The organism is Halarcobacter sp. (assembly GCF_963676935.1).
Taxonomy (GTDB): domain Bacteria; phylum Campylobacterota; class Campylobacteria; order Campylobacterales; family Arcobacteraceae; genus Halarcobacter.
On the sequence record NZ_OY781470.1, the window covers coordinates 715,820 to 731,727 of the forward strand.

Here is a 15,908-nt window from a genome sequence, read left to right on the forward strand (position 1 = left end):
TGAGAAAGCCTAAAAACTTTCCCACTCATCATCGTCATTATTGTTTGCAGTTATAGTTTTATTTTTAAAATCAGACTTAGATTCATGAACTTTTTTAGGTTCATTTTTAATAGAAGGTTTAGAAGTACTATCTTGAGAAGTATTTATTTTAGAAATACTACTAGAGTTTGAAGATTTTCTAGTATTATTAGAAGAAACAGTGATATTGTCTTTACCAATAAACTCTTTTTCATCAGCTTCTTTGACAATTTCATTTGCAATATCCTGAGTTTTGTCAGCAATATCTTTAGTTTCATTAGCAACAGCAGCATTTTGTTGAGTTTGTTGGTCAAGAAGATTAATAGCATCATTGATTTGAACGATACCTGATTGTTGCTCTTTACTAGCAATTTCAACATCAGAGATAAGCTCTAAAGTAGTATTGATATTTTTATTAAGACCTTCATAGCCTTTAATCATAATGTCGGCACTATTTTTACCATCATTAGCTTTAACTGTAGCATTTTCAACTAAATCTTTAATCTCTTTAGCAGCTTCAGCAGATCTACTTGCTAAATTTCTAACCTCTTGTGCAACAACAGCAAATCCTTTACCAGCTTCACCTGCAGTAGCAGCTTCAACAGCAGCATTAAGTGAAAGAATGTTGGTTTGGAAAGCTATTTGATCAATAATAGAAATTGCATCATTAATAGCACTTACTTGTTCATTTATACTATCCATAGCAGTAGTAGTTTGAGTTGCAAGTTTTTCACCTTCAGCAGAAGATTTTTTTAGTTCATTGGCATTTTGAGCCATTTTTACAACATTTTCAGTATTATGTGAGATATTTGAAGTTATCTCTTCTAATGCTGCTGCTGTTTCTTCTAAAGAAGCTGCTGCTTCGTTTGATGATTTACTTAATTCATCTACATTTATTAGTAGTTCATTTGAACTTTTGTTAAGAGATAAACCTCTATTTTTGTTTTCTACTAACATATGAGAAATACTTTCCCCTAAACTATTAATCCCTTTTAAAAGTTTATCAATATCACCTTCTAAAGACATTGAAGTTTTAGCTTTAAAATCATCATTTTGATATTTTATTAAGGTATCTAATGTATGTTCAATTATATTATGAAGTGTGTTTAGCATATCATTTAAAGTATCTACTAATTTCATAATTGTATTATTTGTCGTAGTAGTTGTTACTCTATGTGTGAGGTTACCTTTTTTTATCTCATTTACAACATTTTGTACATCATTGATAACTAGTTCATCTTCTCTCTTATTTTCTTCTATTTTATCAATATATTTATTGAAGCTTTTAGCTATTTGTGCCGTTTCATCTTTTGATTTTATATCAATTTTTATTTGAGTAGAACCATCTTTAGATAAATTATCCATAGCATCTTCAAGTATTTCTAATGGTACGATAATACTTCTAGATAATAAAATGTTAAAAATAAAAATGATTAGTAAAATTACAAGCAATAAAATCACTATAGTTGTCAGATACTCTTCTATTGATTTATTATAATTATCTTGTGCTTTTTGTGAATCTTTTTTTAATATTTTAATTATATCTGCAATAGTAAACTTTAAATCTCTCCAAGCTTTTAAAGAGATTTTCATATCCTCTTTTTCTAATACTTTCCCTTCACTAACCTTTTTATAAAGAGGTTTAGCTATGTTAAGAAAATTTATAACTTTTGTATCAAATTTTTTATATAGATTTATATTTAGTTCTTTAAAGTTATTTGCAGCATTTTCAACTTTTGATATTGCAGTAGTCATAGTTTTTTTAGCTTTTTGGGAATTGGGATTTTGGAAAACTACTCCAGATGAAGAGTTATATAAAAGACCATTTATAAAAATTGCATTTATCGTGTCATTTTGTTTGGCAATATCTATAGAATATTTATATTCTTTAGATAAAGAATTTAAAGCATTGTATATAACAAATCCTGAAATCAAAAGACCAATTACAATTAATAAACTATTTATTTTCAATTTTAAGCTAATAGATAAATTATTTAACATATTATACCTTTAATAAAGTTATTAAATATTATATAATATTATTTCTTAAAATCTAAATATTATTTATTTTATATTTTCAAACTCTTCGATGATTTTTTCAATAGGCTCAGTACCCACTGAAATTCTTATTAAATCAATAGGAAGTTCAATATTTTCTAAAAATTTTTTACCTTTTTTAGTTTTGATTAAATCATAATGAGCCAAATAAGTATAAGGCATAAGAAGTGTGAATTCAGTACCTAAACTAGGGCCTTTTGCAAAATTTAGTTTATCGTATGTTTCTTTTAAAGGTTTATTAAAAGTTACAGATACAATTCCTACATATGAATTATCATCAATCATTGTTTGAGAATAGTTAACTTTATTTTTTTCATCTAAACAATAATACAAATTTTTAATATAAGGACATGTTTTTAAATAATCTACTAGTTTTTTCGTATTTGAAGAAATTATTTTTACTCTTTTTTCATAATTTTTAATCTCAAAAGCCATTCTTTGAATATCTTTGATAAACACTTTTTCACAATGTCCAAAGAACTCTTTATTCATATGTGATAGTCTATGTTTTTTGTTTAATATAATTGCACCCATCAATACATCAGCATTTCCAGAAGCAAATTTAGTAAGAGATTCCACAAATATATCTGCATAATCTGTCAAGTCTAGATTATATGGTGTCGCAAAAGTTGAATCTATTACTAATGGTATATTATATTTATCACAAAGTGATTTTAATCTTTTTATATCAACACATTTTAATAAAGGGTTTGTTGGAACTTCAGTAATAATAGCTGTAACTCTAAGTCCATAATCTTTTAAATACTCTTCTAATAAATCAAGATTTGAAATATCAGGAAATACTTTTTGCCTTTGGAAATGATGATTTACAATATTCATTGTATCTAAATAAAGCCAACCAAACTGTATTAAAGTATCTCTACCATTATGTGCTTGTATAGAGTTAAGACCTCTTACAACTGAATAGATTGCATTCATGCCAGATGGAGTTAACTCTATGTTTTCTAGAGGTTGTTTATATGCATTAGCTAAAGTCTCTTTTACAATCTTTTCAGAGACTTCTTTATCTTCTAACTCCTCTTTATGCAGGGTATCAATTAAACCCTCATTGAAAAGGTATTCTTCTGCTAGCCTTGAAGAAAGATTACATCCTACATGTTGAATATAACTTAATACTTTTTGAAGTTGAGTGGTACCATTTTGTACAAGTATAACTCCAAAAGGCTCATCTATCTCAATTTTATTATAAATATAGTATTTGTCACTTACTAAGTCAACTGCTTTTTTTGAACTTAATAGAACAACTTCATATATATTTGATATTTTGTATTTCTCTTTTATAAAAGAACTAAGTTTTTTTAAGTATGGATGTAATATAAATCTTGGATAACCACTTTTTATAACCTTTAATGTATCTTCATCAAACTCTTCATACCCTATTACATCAGATATTGTTGGCATAGATACAGATACTGCATGAACATTTTTAGGTGGTAATGTTTCCCCCACAGCAATATGGTTAAAAAAAGCTTTTTTCATCTATTTTACAGCTTGTTTAATATCTTCAATTAAGTCATCAATATTTTCTAATCCAATAGAAAATCTAACTGTACCTTCAGCTATACCAATTGCCTTAAGTTCCTCTTTGGAAAAAGATGCGTGTGAAATTTTTGCAGGTATTTCTACTCTTGAATCAGGACTACCAAAAGAACATTTCTCTCCAAATATTTTTGTATTTTCAATAAACTTTTCAGCTAATTCTAGGGATTCAAAATCTGCACAAAATACACCTGGAATATATTTCATCTGTTTTTTTGCTAACTCATATTGAGGATGGGATTTTAAAGCAGGGTGGGTTACTTTTTTTATATAACTTTGTTCTTCTAAATAGTTAGCAATTTTTATAGAGTTTTCTTGATGTTCTTTCATTCTAACTTTAAGTGTAGGAATTCCTAAAGATATTAGATATACATCCATTGGGTTTTGACTTCTACCATGAGCATTTGCATAATAATGAATCTGTTCAGCTAACTCTTCTGTTTTAGCTACTATTGCTCCTGCAACCACTGCTCCATGACCAGAAATATATTTTGTAGTTGAAAATAAAGAAAAATCAGCACCCAACTTAAGAGGCAATTGACTAATAAAAGTAGCTAATGAATTATCAACTGCAAATAGTGAATTATATTTATGAGATAAAGTAGCTATTTTTTCTAAATCAATAATCTTTAAGCCTGGATTTGTAGGAGATTCACATAATACTAATTCTATAGGATTTTCTTGTAGTATTTTTTCAACATTATCAAACTCTAAAAAGTTTGCAAAGTGAACAGTTATATTGTATTTGTCTTTAAATACTTTTAATAATCTAAATGTTCCTCCATAACAATCTGCTTCAACTAAAATATGTGAATTTGCTTTTAGTACTGTTTCAAATAATAGAGCAACAGAAGCAATACCTGTATGGGTACAAACACAACCAGCCCCACCTTCAACTTCAGTAAATAGGTTTTCTAAAGTTTCCCTTGTTGGGTTGTCACTTCTTGTATAATCATATATTTTGTCTCCATTTTGTTTTTTTAAATCAAAAGTTCCAGTGTTATATATTGGAAAGTGAGAAGCTCCTGCTTTATCTTCAAAAGGAGCAAATTTTGTTATATGACTAAGTGCTGTCTCTATTTTTATTTTATTCATGCATATCCTATTTTTTTGGGAATTATAACCTATTTTTTATAAGAGTTAAATCACCTTAATTTTAGTTATTAATTTTTCTAATATAAGACAAATTTTATCTTATTTTGATAATCTACTATGAAATAAAGTATAGAAGTAATAAATGAAATTAAATGAATTAGAGTTAAGTGTTGATTATTTTCAATTTGATAAAAAATTTTATCAAAAACTTGAATCGACTCCATTAAACAATCCTCATCTAATCTCTTACAGTAAAAGTGCTTGCGATTTGATAGGTTTAGATTATAGCAGTTGTGAAAGTGAATCTTTTGTAGCATTTATGAATGGTGAAAATGTTTTAAAAGGTTCAGTTCCATATTCAATGGCATATGCAGGGCATCAATTTGGATATTTTGTACCTCAATTAGGAGATGGACGAGCAATAAATTTAGGCAGTATTAATGGTTGGCATCTTCAAACAAAGGGTTCAGGACTTACGCGATTTTCAAGGCAAGGTGATGGTAGGGCTGTTTTACGTTCATCTATTAGAGAATATATTATGAGTGAACATATGCATGCTTTGGGAATACCAACTACAAGAGCTTTGGCATTGATTGGTTCTACTCATCCTATATATAGAAGTTATGATGATATTGATACTGGTGCGATAGTTATGAGAATGTCAACTTCTTGGATTAGAATTGGAACTTTTGAGTATTTCTCTCGTGGAAAAGATGCACAGGAAAATCTAAAAAAGTTAACAGATTATGTTATAAAACAATCTTATCCTCATCTAGAAAATGAAGATAATAAATATGAAAGATTTTATTGTGAACTAGTTGAGAAAACTGCTAAACTACTTGCAATGTGGCAAGCTTATGGTTTTATGCATGGAGTTATGAACACGGATAATATGAGTGTTGCTGGACTTACTATTGATTATGGCCCCTTTGCATTTATGGATACTTTTGAGATGAATTGTATATGTAATCATACAGATATGGAAGGAAGATACTCTTTTTGCAATCAACCAGAAATTGCAAGATGGAATCTTGAAGTATTAGCTTACAATCTTGGGAAAATTTGCAGTTTTAAAAAGCTAATAGGATATTTAAAAAGTTTTATAACTATACATCAAAAAGAGTATTTAGATCTTATGAACAAAAGATTAGGCTTAGATAAAAGATTAAGCAAAGATAGTAATATTGATTTAGTTATCTCTTTATTAGAAGCGTTAGAAAAATCAAAGATTGATTATAACTGTTTCTTTTACCGTTTATCAAAACTAAAAAGCCTTGATTCTATTAATAGTATTACAGATATTTCAATTTTTAGAGATTCTATTATTAAGTGGTTTGAAGAATATAAAAAAGTGATAGAAAATCAAAATCAAGACTTTAAATATATGAAAGAGTTGATGTTAAAAGTTAATCCAAAATTTGTAATAAAAAACTATATGTTGCAAGAAGCAATTGAAAATGCTAAAAATGGGGATTTCAAATTAACTAATGATTTATTATTTATTGCACAAAATCCATTTTTAGAACATAAAGAGTATGATAGATATTCTAACCCTACACCAATAGAGTATGCTAATATTCAACTTAGCTGTTCTTCATAAGCTTCATATTGATACTGATATTGATTTTAAGAGTTATTTAGATAAAATAAATTAGATGTTTGATAAGGAGTTATATGATATCGCCTAAATATAGAAGGTTAGTATTTGCATTTTTTATGTCAATGTTTATGAGTTTTATTATGAGTTTGGTTATTACATTTATAAATTTAGGAATAGTAGATAATTTTTTCATAAAATGGATGGAAGCTTTTATAAAAGCATTTATATGTGCATTTCCAATTGTATTTTTTGTTGCACCAGCTGTTAATAAATTGACAAATAGATTAGTAAGGGAAAACCATTAATCAAAATATTTAAAATCATCATCTTCACTTTTATCTTTTTTTCTATTTTTAAATTTCCACATAGTTAAAAAATATTTGATTGAAGAGATGCTTATAATTATAGAGATAATAATAAGTAAAATAAAACCTATTATATATAGAGTTTCCATTTTACTTATTTGTTTCTTTGACTTTCATATTGTAAAAAGTTCTGACCTTCTCCTGAACTTCCACCTTTTTTAGTATTCTTATCTGGAACATTTTCAATACCTTTAAAATCATCAAACCATTTAAGTTCTGATGGCATTCTTGCATCTTTTTTGCTTTTTGATGCAGAACTAAAATCAAATCCATCTGATATACTTATTTTATGATAAGCAACAAATCCTAGTATAATTAAAACAACTATGAAAAGTAGCTTAATTAGTGTTTCTAAAACAAAATGTGTAGTTGTTTTCTTTTTTTGTGTTTTATAATTTTTTGACATATATCATTATACACAAATATTATTGATTTTTAGATATTATTACTATATGAAAGTAATCCAAAAAGAATTTAATTTAAAAAATTATTCAAGAGGTTTTCACTTAATAACTGATGAAGTTATTAATAAACTTAATGAGATAAAAAATATAGAAATGGGAACTTTGAATTTATTCCTAAAACACACAAGTGCAAGCCTAACAATTAATGAAAATTGTGATAGCAGTGTAAGAAGTGATATGGAAAATTTCATAAATGATATTGTCTCAAATAAAAATTATTTTATACATACTTATGAAGGGGAAGATGATATGCCAGCACATATTAAGTCATCAATCTTTGGAAGCTCTCTTACTCTTCCTATTACAAATGGAAAACTCAATCTAGGAACTTGGCAAGGTATATACTTAGGTGAACATAGAGATTTTGGAGGAAGCAGAAGAATAGTTGCTACTATTATGGGAATATCTACTAATGATTTTTAGTTTTTTATTGACTGTAATATGTATCACTTAAAATATCTGTATTATCTACTTCATCTTCATAAAATCTTCTATGCTATTTTACTTAATTGTCTTCTATTAAATAATTTTTTATTTAAAGTAAATGTCCTAACTTATCTTTTTTTGTTCTCAAATAATTTACATTGAACTTATTTGTTTTGGTAATTGCAGGAATTCTTTCAATTATTTCAATACCAGTACTTTCTATAAATTTTATTTTTCTAGGATTATTTGTAATAAGTCTCATTTTTTTTAGTCCTAGATTTTTTAAAATATAAGCTATGGCTGTATAATCTCTCTCATCCTCTTTAAAACCTAATTTTAAATTTGCTTCTACTGTATTAAAACCTTGATCTTGTAAATTATATGCATTTACCTTATTTACCAAACCTATATTTCTCCCTTCTTGTCTATGATAAATAACCAATCCACCTTCTTTTGAAATAAGTTCTAAAGCTAAGTTTAGTTGGTTATTACAATCACATTTTAAACTACCAATACTATCTCCTGTTAAACATTCACTATGAATTCTCACAAGTGGCATTTCAATTGAAGAAAAATCTTTACTCATAATTGCAAGATGCTCTTGAGAACCATCTTTATAAGCTTTTATATCAAAGTTTCCAAATTTAGAGGGAAGATTTGCAATCTTTGATTCAACAATTGTTCTCTCGTTTTTTTCTTTTAGATAAGATCTAAAGAAACAAGACTTAGCTCCAGTATGACAAGCTGAGTTTCCAACTTGTTCTACTATAGCTAGAATTGTATCTTCATCACAATCAACTCTTAAATCAATTAACTTTTGAATATGTCCACTTGTTTCACCTTTTTTCCAAATTCTATTTTTACTTCTTGAAAAATAGTGAACAATTTTAGTTTCTACAGTTAAATCTAATGCTTCTTTATTCATATATCCCAGCATTAGAACCTCATTTGTTCCATATTCTTGTGTTATTACTGGAACTAAACCATTTGATTTTTTAAAATCTATTTCCATTTTTTCTCTTTTAATATTCATTTTACACCTTTTAGGTTTGCATATTTGCTATCATAAGTTATTCTAAAATATTTCTATAAAAATGTGACTAAGTAAAAGTGTAGCTATATATCAAATCAAATAAATAACTTATTTTGCTCTTTATGTGCAAAGTTTAAATCTGATGCTTCTATTTATACTATTAAACTATTGCCCAAATAATTTATCCTTTAGTGTAATAGTCTGCAACTTAGTTGCATTTGGAATTTTATCATAGGAAAATTAAGTTGAACTTAGCTTTTATATTGAGTTATAAATGTAAAGCTAAGGTATTTTAAAATGTGAAAATATTTTTTGAGATTTATTAATATAAAATTATATCTTCAATAGATAGAAACACGGACTTTTTAACTAGTAATTAACAAAAAAAATACTAATATAATAATATATTATAAAAAGGATATAAATGAAAAAAATTGTTGTATTTATGATATTTAGTATATCAATACTTTTTGCTTCTAATTTAAAAGTTGAAGATGGATATGTTAGAGCTACTCCTCCAAGTTTACCTAATTCAGCAGCTTTTATGAAAGTTATAAATAGTTCTAATGAAACAGTATCAATAGTTAAAGCATTATCTAATGTATCTAAAGTGGTTGAATTGCATACCCATCTAATGAAAGATGGTATTATGAAAATGGTTCAAGTTCCAAAAATAGAAGTACCTGCAAATGGAGAAGTATCACTTCAACCTGGTGGTTTTCATATTATGTTAATTGGTTTAAATAAAGCTTTAAAAGAGGGTGAAAGTGTAACTTTAACTTTAGAGTTTTCAAATGGTGAAAGTAAAACAATTACTGTACCTGTTAAAACAGTAATGGATGGTATGAAACACCATGGTAATCATATGCACAACTAAGTTTATTTGTAAATGACTAAAAACAAAAATGATTTAAAAAGTTTAATAATATCTTCAGTAGCTATTATTGCAATAGTTTTGGGATATTTTCTAATTGATTTTAATGTTTTATATCAATCTTTTAAAGGTGAAGTAAAATTTGTTACTCAAAAAGCAGATTGTGATTTACATAAAAGAAGTTGTACCATAACAATACAGGATGGTACAACTTTTGAATTAAGTATAACACCTAAAGATATTCCTTTAATGAAACCTTTGAAATTTACCATAAAAAGTAATAATCCTAATTTAGAAAAGTTAAATTTAAATATTTATGCTACAAATATGTTTATGGGAGATTTTAATTTACCTATTAAGAATTTATCAAATGGAAATTATGAAGCAATTGGCACACTTCCTACTTGTCCTGTTGGAGATATGAAGTGGAATGCAGAAATAAGAATTGAAAAATTAAATGAAACAATTGGAGCAAGATTCCAATTTAAAACGGATATATAATGAGAATGATTTCAAAACTAAGTATTGTAGTTGTTATTGCAGCTCTTTTAATTGTATTTTTAAAACCATATGTTGACGAATACAAAGAAGCAAAAAAATATGATTTTAAAGTAAACACTTTAGATGGTGAAGTGACTAAAGAAAGTTTCAAAGGAAAGGCTTTAGCTGTTTACTTTGGTTATACATATTGTCCAGATGTATGTCCTACATCATTAAGTAGTTTATCAAGTGCATTAAAAAAATTTGATAAAGAAAAAACTGATAACTTTGTAGGTTTATTTATAAGTGTAGACCCTAATAGAGATACTTTAAAAAATCTAAAAGAGTATGCACATTATTTTAATAAAAATTTTATTGGTGCTACATCAACTAAAGAAAATATAGATGATATCACAAGTAGGTATGGATCATATTATAAGAAGATACCTTTAGAAAATTCTGCAATGGGATATTCTGTTTCACATACATCATTTATCTATTTATTTGATAAAAATGGGAGATTTGTTGCAAAAGTTGATCATTTTTCAGACCCAAGTAAAATTGAAGAAAGCTTAAAGAAAATATTAAATTAGTATAATTATTATATTTACTATAACTTGTCAAGAAAATGTCAAGAAATAATGTATAAATCTATTGACATTAATAGGGTATAATTTTACATTTAAAAATAAAAATTTACGAATTTAATAGGATTTAAAATGAAATTATATGCACCTTGGGAAAAGGCTTTTAAAAAAGTCTCTACCCCCTTTGAAGAATTTTTACATGCACAAACTACAACAGGGTTGATATTAATGGTAACAACAGTATTAGCATTAATTCTTGCTAATACAACATTATATGAAACTTATTCTCACTTTTTTCATATGAATATTGATCTTAATGTTGGTTCTTGGGCTTTTTCTCACTCGTTACATCATTGGATAAATGATGGACTTATGGCTATTTTCTTTTTTCTTATTGGATTAGAGATAAAAAGAGAGATAACAGCAGGAGAACTTTCAAATATAAAAGTTGCAATTCTCCCAATCTTAGCTGCTATTGGAGGTATGGTTTTTCCTGCACTAATTTATACAAGCTTAAATTATGGAACTCTAGGCTCAAATGGTTGGGGAATTCCTATGGCAACAGATATTGCATTTGCAATTAGTGCTTTAGTTTTATTAGGGAAAAGAATTCCAACTACACTTGTAACATTTTTAGTTGCATTGGCTATTGTTGATGATTTAGGTGCGGTTATTGTTATTGCATTATTTTACACTGAAACAATAAATATATTGCCTTTAGGTTTAGCTGGAGTTATGCTTTTAATAATGATCTCTTTTAATAGATTTGGGATACATATGATTTTGCCATATTTTATAGTTGGTTTATTTATGTGGTTTTTTATGCTTGAATCAGGTGTTCATGCTACAATTGCCGGTGTATTAGCAGCTTTAGCAATACCTTCAAAACCTAAAAGAGTTCCAGCTAGTCTTACAAAAGACACTAGAGTTTTGTTAGATGAGTATGAAAAATATCCAGAGCAAGAAAATTTTGAATTACATGAAAAACAAAAAAAGATTTTAACAAATATAAAAGATAAAATTGATGAAGTAGGCACTCCTGCTGCAAGACTAGAACATGGACTTCATTTACCTGTGGCACTTATTGTTATTCCTATTTTTGCCCTTGCTAATGCTGGAATTAAAATCGATTTTTCTTCTATTGGTTCAACTATACTTGAGCCAGTTTCTTTAGGTATTATTGCTGGTTTAATTTTAGGAAAAGTTATAGGGATATTTGGAGTATCTTGGCTTGCTATTAAATTAAAACTTGCAGAGCTTCCAAAAGGAAGTTCAATGAATCAAATTTTTGGAGTAGCATTTTTAGGTGGAATAGGTTTTACTATGTCAATCTTTGTTGCAGATTTAGCTTTTATAGGGAATCCAGAGCTTATATTTCAAGCAAAAATTGGAATTCTTAGTGCTTCATTATTTTCAGGTTTATTTGGATATTTTTGGTTAAAGTCAGTATCTTCACACAATGATGAGATTAAAAGTAAAGGTCAATAGTGAAAAATAAAAATGTACTCTTAATTGAAGATAATATTGAGTTACAAAATTTAATAAGTAATTTTTTAAAAGCTTACAATTATGATTGTCATGTCTATTCACAACCTTTAGAGGCTTTAGAAGAGTTTAAATTAAATCATTCTATATATTCTATAGTAATATTAGATTTAGGACTTCCAGGTATGGATGGTTTTGATCTTTTTAAAAAATTAAAAGAGTTAAAAAATATTCCAATTATCATCTCAACAGCAAGAGATGATATTGGAAATAAAATACATGGTTTTGAATTAGGCGCTGATGATTATCTTTCAAAACCTTATGAACCAAGAGAATTAGTTTTAAGAATTGATGCAATATTAAAAAGAAATATAAATGACAATGAGATACAAATAAATGAATTAAAAATAGACTTAGATAAAAAAAGTGTATTTTTAGAAAATCATGAGATAGAATTTACAAAAATAGAATCAGAGATATTTTTTATGTTTATGAATAATATCAATAAAGTTGTTTCAAGAGAAGATATAATCAATCAAACTTCATTAAAAAAAGATACAAAAAATAGAACAATTGATATGCATGTAAGTAATATAAGGTTTAAAATCAATGATGACTCAAAAGAGTCAAAATATATTAAATCTGTATGGGGAATAGGGTATAAATTTATAAATGACAATTAGACAACGACTTTTTATCTCTTTTTCTTTAATACTTCTTATTACTGTTTTTATAATAGGGGTATTCTTTTATTCAATATATAATTTCAATGAAATACATAATTCTCAGATACATCGTTATGACCAGATAAGAAGAGTTGAAAAATTAAAAGAACATAGCAACTCTTTTTCTTGGATTGTATTGGATATTATAACTGATTATGATAAATTGAGTATAGTTAAAGAAAGGCTTAACAAAGCAGAAGATATTTATAAAAGTGTACTTTTTTTACAAAATAAAACAATAGAAAATTCAGAATCAAATAGTGAAAAAAAGAATTTAGAGTTGATTTTTCTACATTTTAAAGAGATCAATTTTTTAATAAAAAATAGACTATATGAAATTGTAAAACAAAAACAAAGTAGTTTTGACAAATTTAATATTGATTTTGAAAAGTTAAGCAATGATACAAAAAATTTACTTGACCAAGAGGTTGTTTATCTTCAAAATGAGCTTAATAAAACAGAAAAAAATAAAAATCAATTTATAGAAACTATAAAAATAGAAGTGGTTTTATTACTTCTAATAGCATTTACCTTAGCTTTTGTAATTTCATCAAAAATTATAAAAGAGATAAAGGGGATGTTAGAGAAATTAAACAAAGGTGTTTTACAGCTATTTAATGATGATGAAAATAGTATAAAAGTAGATATTGGTAAAAACAATGAACTTAGTGAAATAACTAAAAATTTAAATTCATATTTAGAAAAACAAAGCGATATTATACATTCAAGAGAAGAGCTTTTAAGAAATATAAGTCATGAATTAAAAACTCCAATTACAAAAGGGAAATTTTTACTTGAAGATTTAAAGAACAGTAAATATAAAATAGAAGTTGAACATATAAACAATGTATTTATAGATATAGAAGAGTTAACAAATAAATTACTTCAAAGGGAGAAATTAAATTTTGCTATTTTAAAAACATACAAGTTTAAAGTAAGCAGTTTAATATTAGAGGCTTTATCGAAACTATCTATTGATGATGAATCAAAAATTATATTAGAAATAGATGATGATTTTGAAATAGAAGCAGATAAATATTATATGACTATAGCATTAAAAAACTTGATTGATAATGCTATGAAATATGCATTAGAATTTCCTATTAAAATAAAAGCCAAAAACAAAATCTTGTTTGTTGAAAATATTGCAGATGAATTATCAAATGACTTGATATATTATATCAGACCCTTTACTAGAGAACCTAACCAACAAATGGGACATGGTTTGGGTTTAAATATTGTAAATAAAATCATTCAAATGCATAAATTCAGATTGGGATATAACTACAAAAATTCACATAACATTTTTTATATAGTTTTCTAGTTTGTCAAGAAAATGTAAAGAATTATTACCTTTTATAATTGACATAAATAATGTAAAATTTTATTAAGAATTAAAATTAAAAGGATGTGTTATGAAGTTTGTAGTTAAATATGTTGTATTCGTTGTTGTATCATTTCTTACAATAGGTTTAATCAGTTCAAGCTTTTAAATCTAGAAAAGAAAAAATTCCATATTGAAAAGTTAGAGTTCAACCATCTAGCTTTTCTTACTAATCAGAACCTTACTAAATCTCTCATCATATATCAAAAAATTTGTTTTTAAAATTAAACTTCTAAGTACTCCTTTTAATTTGATTCCTCTTACTAATTATATGCTTTAAATAGTTTTCTACTTAAAAGAATAAAAAACATAATAAATACAAGTAAAGTTGCAAATAGTAAAATCGTCATATTCCAACCAAATTTATCATATACTATTGCTGGTATAATTGAACCAACTGCACCACCTATATAATAAAAACTTAGATACATCCCTGATGTTAATCCTCTTTGTGAAGCTTTAAGTGAATTTGCAAGTCTTGTTGAAACTGTATGAATAGTAAACATACCAACACAAAAAATAAATACAACAGAAAATAAAATAAGAGCATTTGTACTTAAAAACATTAGTGTTGAGATGAGAAATATACTAAGCCCCGCAACAATAGTTCTTATCTCTTTTTTGAAAAAATTGATGATTTTATGTATTGTAAGTGAGATTATAATTCCCATTCCATAACCTAAATACAATAATCCAATTTGAGTTTCACTAGTATTTGGTAGTAACTCTTTTATTCTAAATGGTAAGATATTTAATAGCCCAGCAAATACGAAGAATACTATAAACATAAGAGTATAAATCACTATATATCTTTTATCTTTTAATATATGAACAATATCAAGCATTTTAGGTTTTACTAGCTCTGCATCTCCTCTAAATTCTATTTTACTTATTAAATAATAGGCTAAGAGTAGTGCAAAAGACAAAGAGATAAATACTATTCTCCATCCAAATTCTTCTGCTATAAAACCAGAAAATACTCTACCAACCATACCACCAAATACTGTTGCTGCAACATATATTGACATATTTAGTTTTGTATTTTCTTTATCTTTTGCCAAAATTGTCATGGCACCTGTTAAAATTGCAGGGATTACAATAGCTTCAATTGTTCTAATTGTTAAAAAAATTTCATAACTGTTTGCAAGGGATAATGCAAAGTTGGTTATAAGTAAAGTAATAAGTGCAATTTTTAAAACAGTTTTAGTTTTGACCGATTCTAAAATATAACCGTATATAATTGGGGATATTGCTAAAAACAACATAATTACAGCTGTAAAAGTGGATGCTTTTGTCATTGATACATCAAACTCTTTTGCTAATAGTGGCTGTAAAGGTTGAGTAGCATACATCACAGAAAGTAGAATTGTGATTGTATATACAATTATTATAAGTTTAGATTTTCTAGTCAATTAAATAGCCGCTCCTGATGCTGATAAAATATCTCTTGCTTCGTCACTCATCTTAGAAGGTTCCCACATAGGTTCAAAAACTAAATGTACATTTGCTTCATCTACTTCTGGAACTTGTTTTGTATAATAGCTTACTTGCTCAACTAAACTATCACTTACAGGACATGATGGTGAGGTTAAAGTCATCTCAATAGTGCAATAAGTATAGTTGTTTTTTACTTCAAGTTCAATAGAATAAATCAATCCTAAATCATAGATATTTACTGGAATTTCTGGGTCATATACATTTTTTAAACTTTCAATAATCTTTTCTTTAATAGCATCTTTATTTAGTGATTCCAT

17 protein-coding genes and 1 pseudogene are annotated in these 15,908 nt (G+C 26.5%); 9 read left to right on the top strand and 9 right to left on the bottom strand.

Annotated elements, in window-relative coordinates; genetic code table 11:
* Positions 1 to 9 precede the first annotated feature (9 nt).
* From ACKU4C_RS03450 to ACKU4C_RS03460, 3 genes are all read right to left on the bottom strand, one after another.
* Positions 10 to 2,019, bottom strand: a complete 2,010-nt coding sequence (locus ACKU4C_RS03450; protein ID WP_321314456.1) for a HAMP domain-containing methyl-accepting chemotaxis protein — start codon at positions 2,017 to 2,019, stop codon at positions 10 to 12.
* 63 nt (positions 2,020 to 2,082) lie between these two features.
* Positions 2,083 to 3,576, bottom strand: a complete 1,494-nt coding sequence (locus ACKU4C_RS03455) for a PLP-dependent transferase (RefSeq protein ID WP_321314458.1) — start codon at positions 3,574 to 3,576, stop codon at positions 2,083 to 2,085.
* Positions 3,577 to 4,731 (bottom strand): aminotransferase class V-fold PLP-dependent enzyme, encoded by a 1,155-nt coding sequence (locus ACKU4C_RS03460; RefSeq protein ID WP_321314459.1) that lies wholly within the window; start codon positions 4,729 to 4,731, stop codon positions 3,577 to 3,579. It abuts the gene before it with no gap.
* Between the two features lie 142 nt (positions 4,732 to 4,873).
* Here ACKU4C_RS03460 and ACKU4C_RS03465 point away from each other — a divergent pair, with 142 nt between their 5' ends.
* Positions 4,874 to 6,331, top strand: coding sequence for a protein adenylyltransferase SelO family protein (locus tag ACKU4C_RS03465; RefSeq protein ID WP_321314460.1), 1,458 nt, complete (start codon positions 4,874 to 4,876; stop codon positions 6,329 to 6,331).
* A gap of 74 nt (positions 6,332 to 6,405) precedes the next feature.
* A complete protein-coding gene (locus ACKU4C_RS03470) occupies positions 6,406 to 6,636 on the top strand; it encodes a DUF2798 domain-containing protein (RefSeq protein WP_321314461.1) in 231 nt (76 codons plus the stop codon).
* On the opposite strand, the gene ACKU4C_RS03475 is transcribed toward ACKU4C_RS03470, so the two are convergent.
* Both ACKU4C_RS03475 and ACKU4C_RS03480 read right to left on the bottom strand, forming a co-directional pair.
* Entirely contained in the window at positions 6,633 to 6,785 is a 153-nt protein-coding gene (locus tag ACKU4C_RS03475; RefSeq protein ID WP_321314464.1) for a hypothetical protein, read from the bottom strand. The two genes, ACKU4C_RS03470 and ACKU4C_RS03475, sit on opposite strands and share 4 nt — an antisense overlap.
* A 5-nt stretch (positions 6,786 to 6,790) precedes the next feature.
* On the bottom strand, positions 6,791 to 7,102 hold the full coding sequence (locus tag ACKU4C_RS03480) for a hypothetical protein (RefSeq protein ID WP_321314466.1): 312 nt from the start codon (positions 7,100 to 7,102) through the stop codon (positions 6,791 to 6,793).
* Between the two features lie 46 nt (positions 7,103 to 7,148).
* On the opposite strand from ACKU4C_RS03480, the gene ACKU4C_RS03485 reads away from it, so the two are divergent.
* Positions 7,149 to 7,583, top strand: a complete 435-nt coding sequence (locus ACKU4C_RS03485; protein ID WP_321314468.1) for a secondary thiamine-phosphate synthase enzyme YjbQ — start codon at positions 7,149 to 7,151, stop codon at positions 7,581 to 7,583.
* A gap of 112 nt (positions 7,584 to 7,695) precedes the next feature.
* On the opposite strand, the gene ribA is transcribed toward ACKU4C_RS03485, so the two are convergent.
* Positions 7,696 to 8,265 (bottom strand): GTP cyclohydrolase II, encoded by a 570-nt coding sequence (ribA, locus tag ACKU4C_RS03490; RefSeq protein WP_321315912.1) that lies wholly within the window; start codon positions 8,263 to 8,265, stop codon positions 7,696 to 7,698.
* Between the two features lie 54 nt (positions 8,266 to 8,319).
* A pseudogene (hisI, locus tag ACKU4C_RS03495) lies at positions 8,320 to 8,619 on the bottom strand (phosphoribosyl-AMP cyclohydrolase); the annotation flags it as partial.
* A 424-nt stretch (positions 8,620 to 9,043) separates the two neighbouring features.
* On the opposite strand from hisI, the gene ACKU4C_RS03500 reads away from it, so the two are divergent.
* The 6 genes from ACKU4C_RS03500 to ACKU4C_RS03525 all read left to right on the top strand — a co-directional run bounded on the left by ACKU4C_RS03500 (position 9,044) and on the right by ACKU4C_RS03525 (position 14,094).
* Complete coding sequence (locus ACKU4C_RS03500; protein WP_321314470.1) at positions 9,044 to 9,496, top strand: copper chaperone PCu(A)C; 453 nt, start codon at positions 9,044 to 9,046, stop codon at positions 9,494 to 9,496.
* A 12-nt stretch (positions 9,497 to 9,508) separates the two neighbouring features.
* Positions 9,509 to 9,994, top strand: coding sequence for a hypothetical protein (locus ACKU4C_RS03505; protein WP_321314472.1), 486 nt, complete (start codon positions 9,509 to 9,511; stop codon positions 9,992 to 9,994).
* Positions 9,994 to 10,566, top strand: a complete 573-nt coding sequence (locus tag ACKU4C_RS03510) for an SCO family protein (protein WP_321314474.1) — start codon at positions 9,994 to 9,996, stop codon at positions 10,564 to 10,566. The genes ACKU4C_RS03505 and ACKU4C_RS03510 overlap by 1 nt, the downstream gene beginning before the upstream one ends.
* A 126-nt stretch (positions 10,567 to 10,692) precedes the next feature.
* Positions 10,693 to 12,048, top strand: a complete 1,356-nt coding sequence (nhaA, locus tag ACKU4C_RS03515; RefSeq protein WP_321314477.1) for a Na+/H+ antiporter NhaA — start codon at positions 10,693 to 10,695, stop codon at positions 12,046 to 12,048.
* Positions 12,048 to 12,728: a response regulator transcription factor gene (locus ACKU4C_RS03520; RefSeq protein WP_321314479.1), complete on the top strand. Its 681-nt coding sequence runs from the start codon at positions 12,048 to 12,050 to the stop codon at positions 12,726 to 12,728. Before nhaA ends, ACKU4C_RS03520 begins: the two co-directional genes overlap by 1 nt.
* A complete protein-coding gene (locus ACKU4C_RS03525) occupies positions 12,718 to 14,094 on the top strand; it encodes an ATP-binding protein (protein ID WP_321314482.1) in 1,377 nt (458 codons plus the stop codon). Before ACKU4C_RS03520 ends, ACKU4C_RS03525 begins: the two co-directional genes overlap by 11 nt.
* 323 nt (positions 14,095 to 14,417) lie before the next feature.
* Here ACKU4C_RS03525 and ACKU4C_RS03530 read toward each other — a convergent pair whose 3' ends face one another.
* Positions 14,418 to 15,566 (bottom strand): MFS transporter, encoded by a 1,149-nt coding sequence (locus ACKU4C_RS03530; protein WP_321314484.1) that lies wholly within the window; start codon positions 15,564 to 15,566, stop codon positions 14,418 to 14,420.
* Complete coding sequence (locus tag ACKU4C_RS03535) at positions 15,567 to 15,908, bottom strand: iron-sulfur cluster assembly protein (RefSeq protein WP_321314486.1); 342 nt, start codon at positions 15,906 to 15,908, stop codon at positions 15,567 to 15,569.